Origin of the sequence: Geofilum rubicundum JCM 15548 (genome assembly GCF_000974365.1) — a bacterium.
GTDB classification, from domain to species: Bacteria; Bacteroidota; Bacteroidia; order Bacteroidales; family Marinilabiliaceae; genus Geofilum; species Geofilum rubicundum.
This window is the reverse complement of the sequence record NZ_BAZW01000006.1, coordinates 115340-135694: the sequence shown is the minus strand read 5'-3', so window position 1 is coordinate 135694 and position 20355 is coordinate 115340. Positions and strand designations below refer to the sequence as shown.

17 protein-coding genes are annotated in these 20355 nt (G+C 48.6%); 1 reads left to right on the top strand and 16 read right to left on the bottom strand.

Features of this window, described 5'->3' with window-relative positions; all coding sequences use genetic code 11:
- Nucleotides 1-131: 131 nt before the first annotated feature.
- From JCM15548_RS05125 to JCM15548_RS05070, 14 genes are all read right to left on the bottom strand, one after another.
- Nucleotides 132-1199, bottom strand: a complete 1068-nt coding sequence (locus JCM15548_RS05125) for a M20 family metallo-hydrolase (protein WP_062122892.1) — start codon at nucleotides 1197-1199, stop codon at nucleotides 132-134.
- A gap of 81 nt (nucleotides 1200-1280) precedes the next feature.
- Nucleotides 1281-2060 carry an acetylglutamate kinase gene (gene argB, locus JCM15548_RS05120; protein ID WP_062122889.1) on the bottom strand — a complete coding sequence of 260 codons (780 nt, stop codon included), beginning with the start codon at nucleotides 2058-2060 and terminating at the stop codon, nucleotides 1281-1283.
- A gap of 129 nt (nucleotides 2061-2189) precedes the next feature.
- Nucleotides 2190-3155 carry an N-acetylornithine carbamoyltransferase gene (locus JCM15548_RS05115; protein ID WP_062122885.1) on the bottom strand — a complete coding sequence of 322 codons (966 nt, stop codon included), beginning with the start codon at nucleotides 3153-3155 and terminating at the stop codon, nucleotides 2190-2192.
- A gap of 60 nt (nucleotides 3156-3215) precedes the next feature.
- Nucleotides 3216-4415, bottom strand: coding sequence for a glutamate-5-semialdehyde dehydrogenase (locus tag JCM15548_RS05110; protein WP_227625496.1), 1200 nt, complete (start codon nucleotides 4413-4415; stop codon nucleotides 3216-3218).
- A gap of 54 nt (nucleotides 4416-4469) precedes the next feature.
- Nucleotides 4470-5573, bottom strand: coding sequence for a glutamate 5-kinase (gene proB / locus JCM15548_RS05105; protein WP_062122882.1), 1104 nt, complete (start codon nucleotides 5571-5573; stop codon nucleotides 4470-4472).
- Nucleotides 5573-6376, bottom strand: coding sequence for a pyrroline-5-carboxylate reductase (proC, locus tag JCM15548_RS05100; RefSeq protein WP_062122879.1), 804 nt, complete (start codon nucleotides 6374-6376; stop codon nucleotides 5573-5575). Before proC ends, proB begins: the two co-directional genes overlap by 1 nt.
- Before the next feature lie 58 nt (nucleotides 6377-6434).
- Nucleotides 6435-7019 (bottom strand): NUMOD4 domain-containing protein, encoded by a 585-nt coding sequence (locus JCM15548_RS05095; RefSeq protein WP_062122876.1) that lies wholly within the window; start codon nucleotides 7017-7019, stop codon nucleotides 6435-6437.
- Nucleotides 7020-7064: 45 nt separating this feature from the next.
- Complete coding sequence (locus JCM15548_RS05090) at nucleotides 7065-8039, bottom strand: aspartate aminotransferase family protein (RefSeq protein WP_262486903.1); 975 nt, start codon at nucleotides 8037-8039, stop codon at nucleotides 7065-7067.
- Nucleotides 8024-8194, bottom strand: a complete 171-nt coding sequence (locus JCM15548_RS23105) for a hypothetical protein (protein ID WP_227625495.1) — start codon at nucleotides 8192-8194, stop codon at nucleotides 8024-8026. The genes JCM15548_RS05090 and JCM15548_RS23105 overlap by 16 nt, the downstream gene beginning before the upstream one ends.
- A 13-nt stretch (nucleotides 8195-8207) precedes the next feature.
- Nucleotides 8208-9173, bottom strand: coding sequence for an N-acetyl-gamma-glutamyl-phosphate reductase (gene argC / locus JCM15548_RS05085; protein WP_062122873.1), 966 nt, complete (start codon nucleotides 9171-9173; stop codon nucleotides 8208-8210).
- Nucleotides 9170-10378 carry an argininosuccinate synthase gene (locus JCM15548_RS05080; RefSeq protein WP_062122870.1) on the bottom strand — a complete coding sequence of 403 codons (1209 nt, stop codon included), beginning with the start codon at nucleotides 10376-10378 and terminating at the stop codon, nucleotides 9170-9172. The genes argC and JCM15548_RS05080 overlap by 4 nt, the downstream gene beginning before the upstream one ends.
- Nucleotides 10379-10385: 7 nt before the next feature.
- Nucleotides 10386-10934 (bottom strand): GNAT family N-acetyltransferase, encoded by a 549-nt coding sequence (locus tag JCM15548_RS23100; RefSeq protein ID WP_227625494.1) that lies wholly within the window; start codon nucleotides 10932-10934, stop codon nucleotides 10386-10388.
- A complete protein-coding gene (locus JCM15548_RS23095; protein ID WP_227625493.1) occupies nucleotides 10856-11101 on the bottom strand; it encodes a hypothetical protein in 246 nt (81 codons plus the stop codon). Before JCM15548_RS23095 ends, JCM15548_RS23100 begins: the two co-directional genes overlap by 79 nt.
- Nucleotides 11102-11155: 54 nt before the next feature.
- Complete coding sequence (locus tag JCM15548_RS05070; RefSeq protein ID WP_062122867.1) at nucleotides 11156-11641, bottom strand: arginine repressor; 486 nt, start codon at nucleotides 11639-11641, stop codon at nucleotides 11156-11158.
- Nucleotides 11642-11978: 337 nt separating this feature from the next.
- Between JCM15548_RS05070 and carB the strand changes: the two genes are divergently transcribed.
- The gene (gene carB, locus JCM15548_RS05065) at nucleotides 11979-15203 is read left to right on the top strand and encodes a carbamoyl-phosphate synthase (glutamine-hydrolyzing) large subunit (RefSeq protein WP_062122864.1); all 3225 of its coding nucleotides are present in this window, start codon (nucleotides 11979-11981) and stop codon (nucleotides 15201-15203) included.
- A 72-nt stretch (nucleotides 15204-15275) separates the two neighbouring features.
- Here carB and JCM15548_RS05060 read toward each other — a convergent pair whose 3' ends face one another.
- Both JCM15548_RS05060 and JCM15548_RS05055 read right to left on the bottom strand, forming a co-directional pair.
- Nucleotides 15276-17063: a RagB/SusD family nutrient uptake outer membrane protein gene (locus JCM15548_RS05060; RefSeq protein WP_227625492.1), complete on the bottom strand. Its 1788-nt coding sequence runs from the start codon at nucleotides 17061-17063 to the stop codon at nucleotides 15276-15278.
- 66 nt (nucleotides 17064-17129) lie between these two features.
- Nucleotides 17130-20327: a SusC/RagA family TonB-linked outer membrane protein gene (locus tag JCM15548_RS05055; protein ID WP_162198175.1), complete on the bottom strand. Its 3198-nt coding sequence runs from the start codon at nucleotides 20325-20327 to the stop codon at nucleotides 17130-17132.
- Nucleotides 20328-20355: the final 28 nt, after the last annotated feature.

Here is a 20355-nt window from a genome sequence, read left to right as displayed (position 1 = left end):
TACAAATTGTTAGTAAAACACACCATAAAAAACCAAACACAAAACCAACTGACTTCAAAAATATCAAAACATAACAAATATAGTTATTTTGCCCACAAAACCAGCAAATTAGAGAAATCTTTCCCTATTGACTACTTCAACCATTCCAGGCCATCCAACAATTGAATGTAGGTCGAAATGCCCTGTCGTATCTCACTTAAAAGAATATACTCATTGGCCGTGTGCGAACGGGCCGAATCACCCGGCCCAATTTTCAAAGTCTCAAAAGGCATCACGGCCTGATCAGAAGTCGTTGGTGACCCAAAGACCTCTAAACCGATGGATTTCCCCCGTTGTACAATCGCATGGTCCTGTGAAATGGACGAGGAATTCAATCGAAAACTTCGGGCCGAAAGTTCACAGGGCACCAGGGCTTTCAGAATATTAAAAACCGCTTCATTGGAATAGCATTCATTCACCCGGACATCCACCATAAAAGTGCAGCGGTCGGGCACCACATTGTGCTGCGTACCGGCGTTGATGCCGGTCACCGTCATCTTGACCTCGCCCAGAAATGGCGACACCTTAGGAAACTGATAATCCCTAAAAAAAGACAGGACCGGCAACGCTTCCATAATGGCATTCACCCCCTCGTTGCGGGCGGCGTGTCCCGACTTGCCATGAACCACACCATCTATCACCAAAAGGCCCTTTTCGGCTACGGCCATTTGCATGCGGGTGGGCTCGCCCACAATGGCCAAATCAATGGGGCCCAATTCCGGGAGAATCGATCCCACATTGTTGACACCCGAGACTTCCTCTTCAGCCGTGGCCGCAAAAATGAGGTTATAGCTTTGTGCTCTGGCGGCCAAATACCGGAAAGCAGCCAACAAGGCCACCAGGGGACCACCCGCATCATTGCTTCCCAGTCCCGTCAATTTATCGCCCTCCAAAACCGGCGTCAAAGGATCGCTCTCCCAATGATCAGAGGCCTTGACCGTATCGATGTGAGAATTCAGAAGAATGGTTGGTCGACCAACCTGATATCCCGGTGCCACCACCCAGCAATTGTTTTTTCGCCGTTGGGGTGGATGGCCCATTTTGACCAAAAACGCTTCCACCCGGTCGGCCGCCGCTTTCTCATCGCGACTCAGGGAAGGTATGGAAATCAGCATTTTTAATACTTCTACAGATTCAGCATGAAGTTGGTCAATGGTCATTTTGTTCTTTTTCAGTAAGCAACTTGTAATAACTGCGATAGGTGGACAGGCCACCACCTGTGATGGAAACACCAGACCGGCCTATTTCAACCTGAGCATGGTTCCGGCATCTGCACCCCCGGCCAATCCCTGCGGATGGGTAATACGAATTTGCGCAACCCCCTGCTCAAGTGCGGCAAAACTATTGTCCAATTTGGGGATCATGCCATCTGCCACGATGCCTTCCTTTTTTAAGGCCTGATATATTTCAGGCGTGATCCGGTCAATGACCGAATCCCTATTATTAATATCTCTCAGTACCCCGGGTAACTCAAAGCAAAACACCAGCATAACCTGAAACTGATCAGACAGCGCAGCGGCGACGGCAGAGGCCATGGTGTCGGCATTGGTATTGAGCATTTGGCCCTGACCGTCGTGCGTCAGGGGCGCAATGACGGGCACGGCACCGGCCGTCAATAACCGGGTCAGACCGCTGGCATCCACTGCTTCTATGTCACCGACAAACCCATAATCTACGGCTCCTTTGGCCCGCCTTTTCGAACGGATGATGTTCATATCGGCACCGGTCATCCCCAGCGCATTTGTTTGATGGGCCTGCAATCCGGCCACAATATTTTTATTCACCAATCCGCCATACACCATGGTCACCACCTCCAGCATGGCAGCATCAGTAATTCGGCGGCCCTCCACCATTTTGGTCTCCACGCCCAAACGTTGCGCCATGGCGGTGGCCGAGCGCCCCCCGCCGTGGACCAGGATTTTGGGCCCTTTTATGGCAGAAAAATCGCGCAGCAGGCTGGCCAGATTCTCCGCTTCTTCCACCACTTTCCCGCCTACCTTTACAATGGTTAACTCCTGCATATCTTTCTTTTTTTATCGCCTTCCCGCGCCGGCATTCCCGGCACTTAAACAACCCGGCACCGGACATCCGAACGCTTTAACAATTGAATGAAGAAAGCGAATTCGCTCTCCTGTTGAAGACCCGGATCTCTAAAAATCCTCCTCTTCGGCAATGCTTTGAAGCATGCGCTTTAACACCACTTGCATGGACACCACCCGATTGGCCGCTTCCTCAATAATAATGGATTGGGGGCTTTCAATAACGGCGTCGGTCACAATCATGTTCCGCCGAACCGGCAGGCAATGCATGAAACAGGCCTCATTGGTGAGCGCCATTTTGGTTTCATCTACCGTCCAGGACCGATCCTGACTCAATATCTGGCCATAGGCCGAGTAACTGGACCAGTTTTTAGCATATATAAAATCAGCCCCTTCAAAAGCCTTGTTTTGATCCGGCTCATAATGAACCCCCTTCATAAATTCCGGGGCCAGTTCATAGCCCTCTGGATGGGTGACCACCAAATCGACAGGGGCTTCTTTCATCCATTCCACAAAGGAGTTGGGCACGGCCTGTGGCAGTGCCCGCGGATGGGGCGCCCAGGTCAGAACGACCTTTGGACGATCCACCTTCTTTTTTTCCATGATGGTAAAGAGATCGGCAAAGGCTTGCAAAGGATGTCGGGTGGCCGATTCCAGACTAATGACCGGCACGCCGCTGTATTTAATAAATTGATTGATGATCGGCTCACTGTAATCCTCTTCCCGGTTGTCGAAACGGGCAAAGGAGCGCACGCCGATGATGTCGCAATATTCACCCATCACCGGAACGGCCTCCCGGATATGCTCCGGCTTGTCCCCGTCCATGATGACGCCATACTCTGTTTCCAACTGCCAGCCATCCTTGTTCACATCCATTACAATCACATTCATGCCCAGATTTGAACCGGCCCGCTGGGAACTCAGACGCGTGCGAAGGCTGGAATTAAAAAAAAGCAGCAAAAGGGTTTTATTTCGTCCCAGGGCCTGATCGGCGTAAGGATTGTTCTTGGCCAATTTGGCATCCTCCAGGGCGACTTTCAAATCCCCGATATCTCCGGGTGTTAAGAATCTTCTCATATAGCTTAAATTTTTAGATACGTACTACCCCATCACTATCAATCAGCCACTTATAGCTGGTCAATTCCGGCAGCGCATGGGTCCCCGGGCATGCAACTTCTGGGTACTGATACCAATTTCGGCCCCCATTCCAAACTGCGCACCATCTGTAAAAGCCGTGGATGTATTGGCATAGACCGCCGCAGCATCCACTTCTTTGAAAAAACGCCATTTGTTGGCTGCGTCCGTGGTGATAATGGCTTCACTGTGCCGGGTACTATATTTGGATATATGCGCCAATGCCTCATCCATATCGGAGACGGTTTTGACGGATAAAATATAATCCAGATGCTCTTTTCCAAAAGATTCAGAAGTGGCGGGCTGCAACAATTCATCCGGATAGTGTCCCTTCAATACTTTAAAGGCTGCTTCGTCGGCCTGCAAGCGCACCGACTTATCCGCCAAAGGCGCTAACAATACCGGTAAATCAGGCAGTCTGGAGTCATGAAGGATCAAACATTCCAGGGCATTGCAAACACTCACCCTCCGGGTTTTGGCATTCAGGATCACTTTTCGGCCGGTGCCCACATCTCCTGTCTCATCAAAATAGGTGTGCACCACTCCCGCACCGGTTTCAATCACCGGGACTTTCGAGTTGGTACGGACCGAATCGATCAAACCCTGAGAACCCCGCGGAATAAGTACATCCACCAGTCCCACCGCATTCATCAACTCTGTGGCCGCCTCCCGCTCAGGGGGCAAAAGCTGAACCACCTCAGGGGTGATGCCGTGGGCTGTCAGACTCTCAGCAATGAGTGACATCACGGCCTGATTGGAGTTCCAGGCGTCCTGACCGCCCTTCAGCACCGACACATTGCCCGTTCTGAAGCAAAGGGCAAACACATCAAAGGTAACATTGGGTCTGGCCTCATAAATTACGCCCACCACCCCAAGGGCCACACGGACTTTCTGAAGCTTCAGGCCACTTTCCACCTCACGGCTCTCCAATACCTCACCGATGGGAGATGGCATGGCGGCTACATTTCGCAGGTCGCCGGCAATGCCCTTGATGCGCTCTCCGGTCAGCTTGAGGCGGTCGTAGCGCGGGTCGCTGGATGGCATCCTGTCCAAATCCAATTTATTGGCTTTCAACAACAAAGGAATACTCGCTTCGGCCCGGTCGGCCAAATCCCTTAACACCGCACTATTGACTTCCTGGTCTAACAACACCATTTGAGCAGTGGCTGCGCGCGCTTTTATTATTTGTTCAGTTGCGGACATAATTAAATCTTTTTTGCGGTTGGGGAAAACCTACCAACCATTGACACCCCCAATTTAAGGGAAAAGCACCAAATAATCGTAATGAACCAGGGGTTTATATTTTTTATCACCCAGGTGTTCCTCGGCTTTCTTTCGGTCATACTGTGCTTTTCCAATACCCACCAAATGATGATCCTCATCCAATATCCGAAGAAGATCGCCCTTTTCGAACAAGCCATTCATTTCGGTCACCCCCGCCAACAAGAGACTGGTGGCCTTGGGTGAGAACAAAGCCTGCTTAGCACCGGCATTGATCACCACTTCCGATTGGGCGAAACCGGCCGAGTAGGCCATCCATTTTTTGACGGCCGGACTGGGCGTCCCGGGGGAAAACAGGGTATGCGGGGCAGCGTCCGTTTTCATGGCCAAATCACGTATGATGTGATCACGGGTACCATTCGCTATGTAAACAGAGATGCCTGAAGCAGCGGTATTGCGGGCCACCCGACCTTTGGTCAGCATGCCTCCCCGACCAAAATTGCTCTTTTGGGTGGTGACAAACTCGGTCAAATCGGTGGTTCTGTTTTCTATCACATCAATTAAAACAGAGTCCGGGTGCGCGGGATCACCACTGAACACCCCATCCACATTGCTCAGAATAAAAAGGGCCTGGGTATTCATCATGGAGGCCACGAGTCCGGCCAATTCATCATTATCGGTAAACATCAAAGCCGTAACCGATACGGCGTCGTTCTCATTGATAATGGGGACGATGTCACTATCGAGGAGGACCGACAAGCAGTTTTTCATATTCAGGTAATGTTCCCGCGTTCTGAAATCCTGCTTGGTGACCAAAACCTGCGCACAGGTAATACCATGGGCATCGAACAGACTGGCATAAGTGGTGAGCAACTTCACCTGACCCACCGAAGAGAGCAATTGCCTTTCAGACACCGGATCTCTTTTGACCGGGCTTTTGACAATGCTGCGGCCCGATGCCACAGCACCCGAAGAAACCAGAATCACCTTGATGCCTGCCTGATGCAAATGGGCAATTTCCTCTGTAATATGCGCCATCCGCTCTCTGTCGAGTTGGCCATCCGGACGTGTCAGTACATTGGAACCTATTTTTATGGTGACCGATTTATACACCTTTTTATCAGAAATTATTAATGCCATTATTTTTTGCCGTTCTCAATTTTTTGGAAGGAGGTCATCAATCCTTTTATCAGCGACGAACTGAATCCCTGGTGTTCCATTTCATTCAATCCCGAAATGGTGATACCTCTGGGGGTGGTCACTTTATCAATTTCCGCCTCGGGATGGGAGTCCCCTTCAATCAGCAAATGCGCTGCCCCTTTAACCGTCTGGGAAGCAATCTTCAAGGCCAGCTCAGACCCAAAACCAATTTCAATCCCGCCTTGGGTAGCGGCGCGAATAAAGCGCAAGGCGAAGGCGATGCCACAGGCGGCCAGAACGGTGGCGCCAGCCATCAGTTCCTCGGGAATAATCTGGACACTGCCCAATTTCTCAAAAAGCGACTGGACCACTTCGGTCTGTTCTTCCGAAGCATTCATTCCTGAAATACAGGTCATCGATTGCCCAATGGCTACAGCCGTATTGGGCATGGCCCTGAATACCGGATGTTGGCCACCGGATAATTCCAGCAATTGCTTGTTGTCAATGCCGGTGGCCAGTGATATGATAATGGCCTTTGGCGCCAATGCCGGCGTCACCTCTTGAAGCACCTCCTGCATCTGATAGGGTTTGACGGCCAGAAAAACAATATCGGCTTCCTTAACCGCGGCCAGATTATCAGACCCGGTGGTGATGCCCAATTGAGACAAGGCGGCCAGCAACTGAGCACGGCGACGGGTGACAAAAACCGATGCCGCAGAAATGCTGGAGGTATGAATCAAGCCTTTGGCAATGGCCGACCCCAGGTTTCCTCCGCCAATGATGGCTATTTTATGAATATTCATGGCTGTGTGTTTTAAAATCAAAGCCCTAAAAAAGGGAAATTTGCAGCGATAATCAAATCTAGTCCCGTGTTTTTAACGAAACTTCCACATGCGCCCAATTCTCCCCCTTGCGTATGCGGTGCAACTGCATCTCACTCACGCCAAATTGTTTGGCAATTATGCGTAATTTGGTTTTGCGTTCGGGGTCGAGCAGCTTCTTCTTGAGGCGCATGACCTGGGTTGATGTGAGTTTTGGACCGGCCTCGGGACATCTTTCCTTCACCTTTTTCCGTCCTTCAATCACGCATGGGTTGTTTTGTTGGTGGACAAAGGTTTCCTGACGAGTGGCCCATTTCAGGTTCCCGACATAGTTATTGCTCTTATTAAAATCGAGGTGGATGACATAATCCTCACTCTCCTGAGCATGGGGTAAGAAATACTGGGCCACCAACTTATGCACATAATAAGTGGTAGATTTTCCAAAAGGCCGCAGGGGTAATGTTTTGTATCCTTTCAGACATCCTCCTTTAACCAGCTGGCCGTCTGCCATGATTTTGGCATAGCTGACAATACGACCGTAGTTGCTAATGGCGTATCGCTTACGCAATGCGCCGGCAGGAAAGACAATTTCTTTCCATTCCTCGTTCCAGTGTGAATGCATCATAATTTAAAGGTTAGGGTTTTTAGAATGATAAATATAAAATACTATCTAAGGGGTTTTTAGTAAGGCTTTAAGACTGTTAATAAAATATCGGGCCATGTCCTCTGTGAGGGTCAGCGGCGGCAACAAGCGAATCACATTGGTAGAGGAAACGCCTGTAAAAATGTGGTATTGATCGACCAGAGCCTTACGCAAAGGGGCCACCGGCGCATCGAACGCCAAACCAATCATCAGTCCCCGTCCCCGCACCTCACGAATACCATCCAGTTGTTTCAATTCATCCATTAAAACCCGGCCTAAGGCCCGGGCGTTTTCGACCAGCTTCTGCTGCTCCATCACCTCCAGCACACCCAAAGCAGCGGCACAAGCCAGGTAATTGCCACCAAAAGTGGTTCCCAGCATGCCATGTTCGGCTTTAAATTCGGGCGAAATAAGCACCCCGCCAATGGGAAAACCATTGCCCATGCCTTTGGCGGTTGTAACAATATGGGGCTGAATGCCGGATGGCTCAAAGGCAAAGAAATGGCCTGAACGGCCGTATCCCGATTGAATTTCATCCAGAATAAGCACCACTTCAGAACTGCGGCATAACCGATCCAGCCCTTGCAAAAAAGCGTCTTCGGCCACATGGATGCCGGCAATGCCCTGAATACCTTCAACAATCACCGCACACACATCCCCTTTGGCTATTTCCGCCTCAACAGCCGCCAAATCGTTCAGGGGTACAAAAGCCACCTCCAATCCTTTATTGACACCCGCCTGAATTTTGGGGTTGTCTGTGGCCGCTACGGCGGCAGATGTCCGTCCGTGAAAAGCCTTCTTAAAGGCGATGACCCGACTTTTACCGGTATGGAAGGAGGCCAGTTTAAGGGCATTTTCGTTGGCTTCAGCCCCTGAATTGCATAGAAAAAGCGCATAATCTTCCAGTCCGCATGCAGCCCCCAGCTTTTGAGCCAACTCCTGCTGCAGGGGATTTTGAACCGAATTGGAATAAAACCCAATGCGGTTCAGCTGCTCACTGATGCGCCGAACGTAGTGCGGATGAGAATGGCCGATGCTGATGACCGCATGCCCCCGTATAAATCCAGATATTTGACCCCCTTATCATCCCAAACATAACAATCTTCTGCCTTCACAGGACTTACGTTCATGAGTGGGTATACATCGAATAAATCCATTTACTTCCAATTATTAAAAAGCCGAAGGCTTCAGATACAATCCGGTTTTTTCCGCTATACCAAACATCAGATTCATATTGTGTATGGCCTGTCCCGATGCGCCCTTTGTCAGGTTGTCAATCACACTGGTCACATGCAACTTGCCATCATATTTGGCCACATGCAGCAAACATTTATTGGTATTCACCACCTGCTTAAGGTCAATATTCTCTTCGAATCGACTGGTGAAAACAGCCGTTTCATAGTAGCGGTCGAACAACCGGCAGGCTTCTTCCTGACTCAGATCACAATCGAGATAGACCGATGCCAATATGCCCCGGGCAAAATCGCCCCGCAACGGCACAAAATTCACCGCTGCGTCAAAGGCTGGCATCAGGGCTTTTAACGACTGTCCGATCTCTTGCAGGTGCTGGTGTCCAAAAGCCTTATAAACAGAAATGTTATTATTGCGCCAGCTAAAATGCGTGGTGCCGGAAGGCGCTTGTCCGGCCCCCGTTGAACCCGTAATGGCATGAATGTGCACCTCTGTCAACAAACCGGCATCCGCCAGTGGCAGCAAGGCCAATTGAATGGCTGTGGCAAAACATCCGGGATTCGCCACGTGTGTGGCTTCCTGGATGGCTTCCCGACTCATTTCGGGCAGACCATAGACAAAGTCGTTTCCTTCGGCCTTCAGACGGTAGTCGTGGCTGAGATCGATTATTTTTACACGGTCCGGAATGGAATGGCCTTCCAGGAAGGCAGCAGACTTTCCGTGGCCCATGCAGAAAAAAACCACATCTACGGCTGAAAAATCAGGCTTTTCGACAAAAACCAAATCGGTATCCCCCAACAAATCGCGGTGTACTTTGTGCACCGGTTCATGGGCGTGACTGCCACTTAAGATCCAGACCAACTCCGCCTGCGGATGTCCCAGCAATATGCGAATCAACTCACCGGCCGTGTAACCGGCCCCTCCCGCTATTCCAACTTTTATCATTGCTTAATATCTAACTGTCCTTTATTGACATTGTTAAAAATCTTCAGGGAATTGGAGATGATTTTTGTAAATCCCCGCACATCATCGCCATCCCATGCCTTATTAACTTCACCGTACTCGCCAAAATCACTTTTCATTAAATCGTGCGTCGAATCAATGCCCACCATGTGGAAGTGATAGGGATGCAGATCGATAAAGACCTTACCGGTTACATTGCTCTGGCTACTTTCAAGGAAGGCTTCAATGTCGCGCATCACCGGCTCCAGATACATCGCCTCATGCAGCATCATGCCATACCAGTTGGCCATTTGCTCTTTCCAGTACATTTGCCACTTGGTCAGCGTGTGCTTTTCCAACAAATGGTGCGCTTTGATAATCAGGGTGGGCGCAGCGGCTTCAAAACCAACGCGGCCTTTGATACCTATAATGGTATCTCCCACGTGGATATCGCGACCAATGGCATAGGCGGACCCGAGGCGCTCTACTTCACGAATGGCATCCACCTTATCGGCAAAAGACTGACCATTGACCGCCACCAGTTCGCCCGCCAAAAATTCCAGTTCCAAACGCTCAAGCCCTTCCTTCAAACGCTGCGAAGGGTAGGCATCGCCCGGAAGCGCCTGATCAGACGTCAGGGTTTCTTTCCCGCCGATACTGGTGCCCCAAAGACCTTTATTGATGGAATAAGCCATCTTGGACCAGTCCCGCTCCACCCCCTCTTTTTTGAGGTAGTTGATTTCGTCTTCGCGACTCAGCACCTGATCCCGTATGGGGGTCAGTATTTCAATATCGGGGGCCAGAATCTGGAAGGTCAAATCAAACCTTATCTGATCGTTACCGGCACCCGTACTTCCATGGGCAATGTATTTAGCTCCTTTTTCACGGGCATAATTCACAATGGCCAGGGCCTGAAAAATGCGCTCCGAGGAAACCGACAAGGGGTAGGTGTTGTTTTTTAAAACATTACCATACACCATGTAACGGATACAGTTTTGGTAGTATGAATCGGTTACATCCAGAGTGACGTGTTTGGTCACCCCAAGCGCATAGGCCTTTTCTTCAATATCGGCCAATTCTTCTTTTGAAAACCCGCCTGTATTGGCAATGGCTGAGTAGACATCGAGATTTTTCTCTTTGGCCAGAAACTTGACACAGTACGAAGTATCCAGGCCACCGCTGTACGCTAATATTACTTTTTCCTTCATGAGATAATTATATTTTGGCAACTAAAAAAAAGAAGGCCATCAAACGCTGAAAAACATTTTTTCCTTTTCCGGCACCTCCTCCGGTTCCCTTTTTATTATTTTTAAGAAATACAAACCTTTTAAACTGTAACCAACGCTCATACACCTTCAGTTTTTTCTGCGGAAGGGGTTTGGCCTGTTTTTTTTCCTCCTTTTCAGGATCATACAACATACCCGTACACAAGCAATGTTTGCGGTTGGTACGTAAAAGAATGTCATAATTCACGCAGCTCTGACAACCCTTCCAGAATTGCTCATCATCGGTCAGCTCTGAAAAAGTCACCGGCTTATAACCCAGTTCTGAGTTGATCTTCATCACGGCCAGACCAGTGGTCAGACCAAAAATCTTGGCGTGCGGATAACGAACCTTTGACAACTCAAAAGCCTTTCGCTTAATATCGCGCGCCAATCCCCGGCCACGAAATTCGTCGGCTACGATCAGTCCCGAGTTGGCCACAAACTTATCATGCCCCCACGACTCGATGTAGCAAAAACCGGCAAACACATCTCCTGCCAAAGCAATAATGCTTTGCCTTCCACTATTTTCAGCTTGACGTATTCCGGATTTCGCTTGGCAATTCCTGTTCCCCTTACTTTGGCAGCCTCTGCAATGGTATGCAAAATCACATCGACGTAATCGAGGTGCTTTTCAGAAGCAGTGTGTATGGTAATCTCGTTCTCCATTCCCTATATAATATATACCTGGTGCTACAATTCCTGTCTCTCACTCAAAATTCCTCACCCAACCACTTTATCCCGAATCCCCGGTATAAAAAGCGACAGGGCGGTCAATACATCATTTCGGGAAATACTGTCCCGGTTAATTAATAATATCGTATCGTCTCCCGCAATGGTTCCCAATATTTCAAAAGCACCGTGACTGTCGATCACCGATGCGATGCCATTGGCAAAACCCGGTCTGGTTTTGATAACTGCCATATTCCCCGAAAATTCCATGGATAAAATGCCGCTCAACGGAAAATCACCATAGCTCCCATCCATTTCTTCGGGCGAGGACTGGGTATCGGGCAACACATACACATAACCCCCGTCCTGATCGGGCTGCTTGGCCACCTTTAAAGCCTTTAAATCCCTTGACAGCGTGGCCTGGGTCGTTTTAAACCCGGCACCTTCCAGCAAGGTCAGCAATTCTTCCTGACTCCCTACCCGATTGTTTTCAATCAGCTGAACGATGGTGATAATTCTTTGTGTTTTAATCTTCATTCGGAAGATGCTTTAGTTGTTGAATAAATATCCAAGGAAAGTGCAAAATTATACAAATAATATCAACCAAAAAAGAATTAACCACTTTTTTTGAATATATTATGAATCTATGAAGGATATAAGCAACTGACCCGGCATATGGATGAAGGAAGACGAATACGTCCTGGAGGATATGCAAATTTTATTCATAAAATATGCAAAAATTTTCATTGTAATGAAGAAAATTGAGGAAAGTTGATGTAACTTTGTACTCTGAAAATTAAAGACATTCAGAAACGGTATTGGCCAAAGGCCTTCAGCATAAAACGAAGGATGGGTCTTAAAACAACACAGAAGCATGAAAAAGAACGTTAATAAGGTAGTCATCCTGGGCTCAGGAGCGCTTAAGATCGGAGAAGCCGGGGAGTTTGATTATTCCGGCTCACAAGCCATTAAAGCCTTGAAAGAGGAGGGCGTTTACACCGTACTCATCAACCCCAACATCGCCACCGTTCAAACCTCTGAAAAGTTGGCGGATAAAATTTATTTCCTGCCCGTTACTCCTTATTTCGTTGAACAAGTATTGATCAAGGAGAAGCCCGACGGACTTCTCCTTGCTTTTGGTGGTCAAACGGCCCTTAACTGCGGGGTTAAACTCTTTGAAGCGGGACTCCTGGAGAAATACCATGTAGAGGTTTTGGGAACCCCGGTCCAGTCGATCATCGACACAGAAGACCGGGAAATTTTTGCCGGCAAACTGGCCGAAATTGACGTCAAAACCCCCAAAAGTATTGCGGTGACATCGGTCAACGCCGCTCTCGAAGCCGCCGACAGCATCGGCTATCCCATTATTGTAAGGGCAGCTTACACCCTGGGCGGCATGGGCAGTGGATTCTGTGCCAATCGGGAGGAATTAAAAGTACGGGCCGACAATGCCTTCTCCTACTCCAATCAAATCCTGGTGGAAGAATCGCTCAAAGGCTGGAAGGAAGTGGAGTACGAAGTGGTACGGGATGCTTATAACAACTGCATCACTGTGTGTAACATGGAAAACTTTGATCCGCTGGGTATTCACACAGGAGAGAGCATTGTGGTGGCACCTTCGCAGACCTTAAGCAATGCGGAATACCACAAACTACGCGAGCTGGCCATCAAAATCATCCGACACATAGGTGTGGTGGGTGAATGTAATGTGCAATACACGCTGGATCCCTATTCGGAGGACTATCGCGTGATTGAAGTCAATGCCCGCCTTTCCCGTTCAAGTGCCCTCGCTTCCAAGGCCACCGGTTACCCGCTGGCCTTTGTGGCCGCTAAACTGGGTCTGGGCTACGGCCTGCATGAACTTAAAAACTCCGTCACCAAAGTCACCTCCGCCTTCTTTGAGCCGGCACTGGATTATATTGTTTGTAAAATTCCGCGTTGGGACCTGAATAAGTTCACCGGCGTATCCCGTCAGATTGGTTCCAGCATGAAGAGTGTGGGCGAGATCATGGCCATTGGCCGGACCTTTGAAGAGGTGATTCAGAAAGGTCTGCGCATGGTGGGCCAGGGCATGCATGGTTTTGTGGGCAATCAGGAGCTCAAAAGCCTGGATGTGCGAAAGGAGCTGACCGAGCCGACCGACCAGCGCATCTTTGTCATTGCGGAAGCTTTGGAGCAAGGCATGAGCGTGGATGAAATTCATGAGCTTAGCAGGATCGATAAGTGGTTTTTGGAGAAACTTAAAAACATCACAGAACTCAAGAAAGAGCTGGGGGCGTATAACAACCTGAAAGAGCTGCCCGACCAATTATTAATAGAGGCCAAGAAAATTGGCTACTCCGATTTCCAGATTGCCCGGGTGGTGCTAAACACCCCCAATCTGGACATGGAAAAAGGTCTGTTAGAGGTCAGGGCCCACCGAAAGGAACGAAACATCCTGCCGGTGGTCAAGCAAATCGATACCATGGCTGGTGAATTCCCGGCCCAGATCAACTACCTCTACCTCACTTACAACGGTTCAACCCATGACATTGAATTTGAAAGGGACGGTCTGTCGGTCATCGTACTGGGCTCCGGCGCCTACCGCATTGGCAGCAGTGTGGAGTTTGACTGGTGTAGCGTTAATGCCGTGGAGACCGTGAACGAACAAGGCTTCCGGTCGGTCATGATCAACTACAACCCCGAAACGGTGAGTACCGATTACGATGTGTGTAAACGCCTCTTTTTTGATGAACTGACGCTGGAGCGGGTGCTGGACATTGCCGATCTGGAAGCACCCAAAGGGGTGGTCATTTCCATGGGTGGGCAAATTCCCAACAATCTGGCCATGCGTCTGCACAACCAAAACGTGCCCATTCTGGGTACTTCCCCTGAGGACATTGACCGCGCGGAGAACCGTCAAAAATTCTCCTCTCTGCTGGATGATTTGGGCATCGACCAACCCCGCTGGAATGAGCTGACTTCGGTGGAGGACATTTTCGCCTTTGTAGAGGAAGTCGGCTTTCCGGTTTTGGTGCGCCCCTCCTACGTGCTATCGGGCGCAGCCATGAATGTGGTGAGTAACCGGGACGAACTGGAACATTTTCTGCAACTGGCCGCCAATGTGTCGAAACAATATCCGGTGGTCGTTTCAGAATTTATTGAACAGGCCAAAGAAATTGAAGTGGATGCGGTGGCCAGAAATGGTGAAGTGATTGCCTACGCCATCTCAGAGCACATTGAGTTTGCAGGGGTTCACTCGGGTGATGCCACCATCGTTTTCCCGCCGCAAAAATTATATGTTGAGACCATCCGAAGAGTTAAGCGCATCTCACGCAAAATTGCGGCTGCGCTGAATATCTCCGGCCCTTTCAATATGCAATTACTGGCCAAGGACAACGACATTAAAGTCATCGAGTGTAACCTCAGAGCTTCCCGGAGTTTCCCCTTCGTATCAAAAGTACTCAAGGTGAACCTCATCGACATCGCCACCCGGGTGATGCTGGATTTACCGGTTGAAAAGCCGGCCAGAAACCTGTTTGAACTGGACTACGTGGGCATCAAAGCCCCCCAGTTTTCTTTTGCCCGCTTACAGCATGCCGACCCGGTACTGGGGGTCGATATGGCTTCAACCGGTGAGGTGGGATGTATTGGTGAGAACTATTACGACGCTGTTCTGCAGGCCATGCTTTCGGTGGGCTACCGCATACCTGAAAAGAATGTGCTGATTTCATCCGGCCCCCTGCGCGACAAAATAGAATTGTTGGCCAGCGCCCGTTTGTTAAAGGAAAAGGGTTACAACCTGTATGCGACTTCCGGCACGCAGAAGTTCTTTGCTGAAAATGGCGTGGAAACGACCCTTTTGCACTGGCCCGATGAGCCGGAAAAACAACCCAACACCATGGATTACATCCGGGATAAGCAACTCGATCTGATCATTAACATTCCCAAGAACCTCTCCAAGGGAGAGTTGAAAAATGGCTACCAGATCAGGCGGAGTGGCATTGACTTCAACATTCCATTGATCACCAACGCCCGTCTGGCCAGCGCCTTTATTGCCTCCTTCTGTAAAATGGGCATGGATGACATATCCATCAAAAGCTGGGACGAATACAAATAAGACCTTGCTAACCAAAGATTGATTTGTTCTTTTAGCCAAAAAGCCATCCCGGTATCGGGATGGCTTTTTTTGTTACTCTTCGGAACTGCTTAATTCCCAGCCAGGATTCTGACCAAGGGCAGGTGCCCGTTTAACTTCATCATCCGGTAAGGGGAATAAATAGTTTTTGGGACTTGAAAAGGACCGTCTGGGATGCATTTCTGCAGGCGCATATTCATAAACAGGATCCAGCGCATTGGTCACCCTTACCCCGTACAAATTATAATACTGGTGATATAAGGGTTTATCCTGTTCCGAAGCACTACTCTGACCCTCAAAAAGCATCCAGCGACGCTCGTCAAAAAAGCGGTGGTCCTCAAAACTGAGTTCGATCCGACGTTCGTTTCTGATTCTTTCACGTAATACCTCCTTCGTCATTCCGGAATAAGCCGGCATGCCAACCCGGGCGCGTAATTCGTTAATGTATGGGTAAGCGGCTCCCGGACCCTCTGCTTCATTGATGGCCTCGGCCGCATTCAGTAACATTTCCCCGTAGCGAAAAACGGGCCAGGCATGGATAGGTACGTTGGGATTTTTAAACGAGATATTGTTCAGAAACTTCTTGGTATAGTACCCTGTCAGCGTACCTCCGTGAAGCGCCTGATAATCGATGCCATCCGGTTGAGAGACATCTACAGCCCGGTATTCTTCCTGCTCTTGATCGCCCCACATCGAGCCATGGTGAAGAATGGTTTGATTTAACCGGGGATCACGGTTGGCATAAGGATTTTGGGGATCATACGAAGGATCTTGATCAATGGGAAGACCATTTCTGGTCTCATAACTATCCACCAGATTTTGAGTAGGATTGGTTCGTCCCACAGCATTCACGGCACCACTAAAACCACAAGGGGCCAATTGTAGATCAATTTCAAGTGTTGTCCATGCTGAACGACAAAGAATAAATTCATTATTCAACATAGGGGTGGTCACAAAGCACTCATAATAATCGTTGTCAGGATCTCCTGTGCTATACAATTGATAGGGATCACTGTGTGCATTGTTCACCCGGAAGAAATCTTTGGCTGCTTGTGCAGCCGCACTCCAGTAGGAAGGATCATTCTCCGGATTGTTCAGTTTTGAGGCGCGATACAAAAGGGCACGGGATTTTAGAGCATAGGCCACAGCCCCATTCACCCGCCCCCAGTTGGACGTTTCATTTTCATAACGGAAGGGTAGTTCATCCTTTACCTCATCACACTGATCAGCAATCCATTTCAATGCATCGGCCGCATCTGTGCGCTCCATGTTCATGGCACCGGCATTACTCAAATCAAAGACAATGGGTATGCCATTCTCGTCTTCACCGATGATGGGTGCATCCCCAAACCATCGCACCAACTCAAAATGAAAAATAGCACGCAAAAGTTTGGCTTCGGCCATATTTCTGTCGTACAAGCGGTTGTCATCTCCCGCCTTTTCGGCATTACCAATAACAGCCTCATTGGCATTCTTCAAAAACTGGTTGGTTTTTCGGATGCCACTCACATTGGCTCCCCAAAATCCCAAAAGCGGATGATTGGTGGCCGAATAACTGTCGGTCAACACGCCATGATAATAATGCACATTCCAAAAAGAAATGGCATTGTCGGTCATAACATCGCGGGATGCCCCCAGGAATTGCCCATTGCTATAGCCACTAAAACCATCGGGAAGATTGGTGTAAATGTTGGCTAAAAACCCACGGGTGTTGGCCTCGTTGGAAAACACCTGCTCTTCTGCCATAGACAAATCGTATTCCTTGTCAAGAAAATCACTGCAGGAATTCAAGGCAAATACGAATAGGGCCGTTGATATATATAAAAATAATTTGTTCATCATTGAATATTTTAGTTCATTTATTGGTTGGGACAATTTGCTCAGTATCATCCTTATGCCTTTTTTCGATTAAAAACCAATCCTTACCCCCATGGAAAAAGACCGGGTTTTCGGATACCACCAAACGTAGCTCATGGGCTTCTCAGGATCAACATTGTCTGGCAAATCACTAAATGTGTGTAAATTATATCCGCTAAAATATACGCGAAATTCCGTCATGTTGGCCTTCGCAATAAATTCTTTGGGTAAGGAATAACCCACCTCGACATTGCGCAGAGAAAGAAAATCCCCGCTTCTAATCCAGATGTCATTTTGATAGGTTCCTGACCCCCTGTCACTGTCAATGGCATTATAACCACCATATGTCGGCCGCGGATAAAGGGCGTTCACATTGCGCGGATCAGCCGGATCATCGTTAAAATAACCCCAGGCTTTGGTGACCTCGTGCGTACCCATATTGCTCCAACCGGAAAAGCTAATGGAAGGAGATAAAAAGACAGAACGATCCAGATAAGCGGTAAGCATAACACGTGCATCAAAACCTCTCCATTCAAAGCCAATATTAAGCGATGGAATCAATTCAGGAATGAGTGTAAATCCATCGGGCGCCATATCGTTGGAATCAATTTTTCGATCCCCGTCCCGATCTTTAAATACAGCAGTCCCCAATGGCTGTCCGGTCCCGGAAGCAGTGTGGTAAGGATACTTATCGGGGTTATCAATGGCATCCTGGTGACTGCTTGCTATTTTTGAAGGATCACTGGCCCATTGCGTAAATTCATACATACTCCAACCCCCGATACTGTTCGTAAAAGGTCCTTCGTAAAGTTCAGCAACCGGTGTGTTATCAAAGATGCGCTGGCCGGTCTTCCGCTGCCATTCAACGTTCGGGTCCAACTCATCCATTTCTGTGATTTCATTGGTATTCCAGCTAACCATACCCTCTACGTAGTACTTAAATCTTCCCACATTATTTTCATGCCCCATGGTCCATTCAAACCCTTTACTCTCAGCCTTGCCATAGGAATCTTGTGGCGCAGTAACGCCCAACAACAAAGGAACCGTTGATCGTGTTACCAAAATATTGGAACGCCATTCCTGAAATACATCCGCTGAACCGTACAGCTGTCGGTTAAAGAAATCAAAATCCAGACCAATATTGGCCATGTCTGAGATTTCCCATTTACTGTTGTAGTTTCCCGCCTTGCTTTCATAAACGCCGCCGATAGAGGACTGTGACGTCCCAAAAGAGTAGCCGCCACCCAGGGCATAAGTCCCCTGATAAGGATACCTGCCTGCTCCGGTAATCGCTTGTCCGGCCCGGCCATAAGAGGCCCGTAGTTTTAAAAGATTGATTTTGGGACTTTCCAACCAGGACTCCTCTGAAAGCACCCAACCCACAGAACCTCCGGGAAACAAAGCAAAACGTTCTCCGTCCGCAAAGTTATCAGATCCCATATAGGATACATTTCCAGATAGGATATACCTGTTGTCAAAGATGTAGTTGACCTGGCCATTATAGGACAAGTACCTGTTGGAGGACGATGATCCATGCGTGACATTCTGATAGGTTCTCAGGAATGATTGGGCATTCACGGCATGCTTCCCGAAGGTGTTATTGTATTTTAACCCTGCCCTGAAGTTGACATTGTAATAATAGTCCCTTGGAGTTGTGGCCGGGTTTGAGAGGGCTGAATAGGTGGAGTAACGCGTGGTTGTGTACTCTGAAACATCAGCAACATCGGAGGTATAATCGTAGTTGTACGAATTCACATTGTTGGACTGCTGTGCCATAAAAGTCTCATAGGAGTCGAAACTAACAATGGCATTGGCCTTCAATCCAGGAATCAGCTCGCCCAAATCACCGGTAATATCCACTGTACTGTACAAATTTCTTCGACGGTTTTTATTAATACCGGATGAAGCCAGCAAACGACCGGCATTGTTGGCCGTACTTGAAGCATAAATGTCACCGTTGGGCATGTATACAGGCTCCATGGGATTGGCTTCAACCGCACCAAAGGTAACAATACCAAACACGCCGGCTAAAGGTTGCGAGATGTTATCAATCCGTCCCCCCAAATCCAGGGAAACATTGAGATACTTATTCACATCAATATCCACATTCGAGCGCAAGTTATAACGATCCAAGGTGTGTTGGGTACTGAACCCCTCGTTGTATTCCGTCCATTTGTCATTCCACATCCCTCCCTGATTCAGATAAGAAAGAGAAACATAGTATCGGGCAAACTCATTTCCGCCACTCAGCGACAAGTTGGTTTTTGACATCGGGGCGGTGTCCCTGTACAGTTCATCAAACCAATTGGTGTTAAAATACTTGTAACTGTCCATACCCTCCAACTGCTCACCCTCCGTCACACGGCGGTACATTTCTATTTGCTCATCGGTGTATACCGGATCCTTGCCATCCAGGTACCTGACCTGGTTACGCGTCAGGGCCATATTATAGGAATTTTGGGTTTCCATTCTGCCGGTGAGTGTTTGCACCCCCACTTCCTGGGTGAAGGATATTTTTGTGCGCCCTTCCTCTCCACGTTTTGTGGTGACGAGAATCACACCATTGGCCCCTCGCATGCCATAAATAGAAGTGGCGGCCGCGTCCTTCAGGATCGTAATGCTTTCAATCGGATAGGCGTCCAAAAACGCAAAATCCCTTTCCACATCATCCACAATGACCAGTGGAGACCGGGCATTTTGGTTCATGGTCCTGATGCCACGGATATAGATGGCCGATTCCGTCCATCCCGGCTCACTGGCCCATTCGTAAGTCGCCACCCCCGTCACCGTGGAGGTAAAAGCATTTTGCAACACGGTTATGGGGTGTTTCTCCAGCTCTTCTCCTGTAACAACAGAGGTCGCCTCCGTTACAAACTTCTTTTTCTTCCGGTCGAAGCCCACCGGCGTTGTGTGTGCATACCGATCCAAATCGGATGCCAACACGATCTGAAAATCCTCCGTAAATTCCGCATTAAGGATTTTACTTTTATAGCCAACACTCGTTACGGTAATTTCGTCATTGACTTTTACATTCTCCAAACTAAAATAACCGTCCGCATCGGATAAAACAATACGACTCGACTCCGCAACGTTCACAATGGCACCGGAGATGGGATTTCCTTCAGAATCCACTATTTGTCCCTTAAGTATCTTTGCTTCCTGCGCAAAAGTAGTGAGCGTAGCAAGAAAGAAAACACCCATCAGAAGGAGCTTAAAAGCCCCCGCCCAATTACTAGTTATATTTCTCATTGTATTACACATAGCATCATTCAATTAA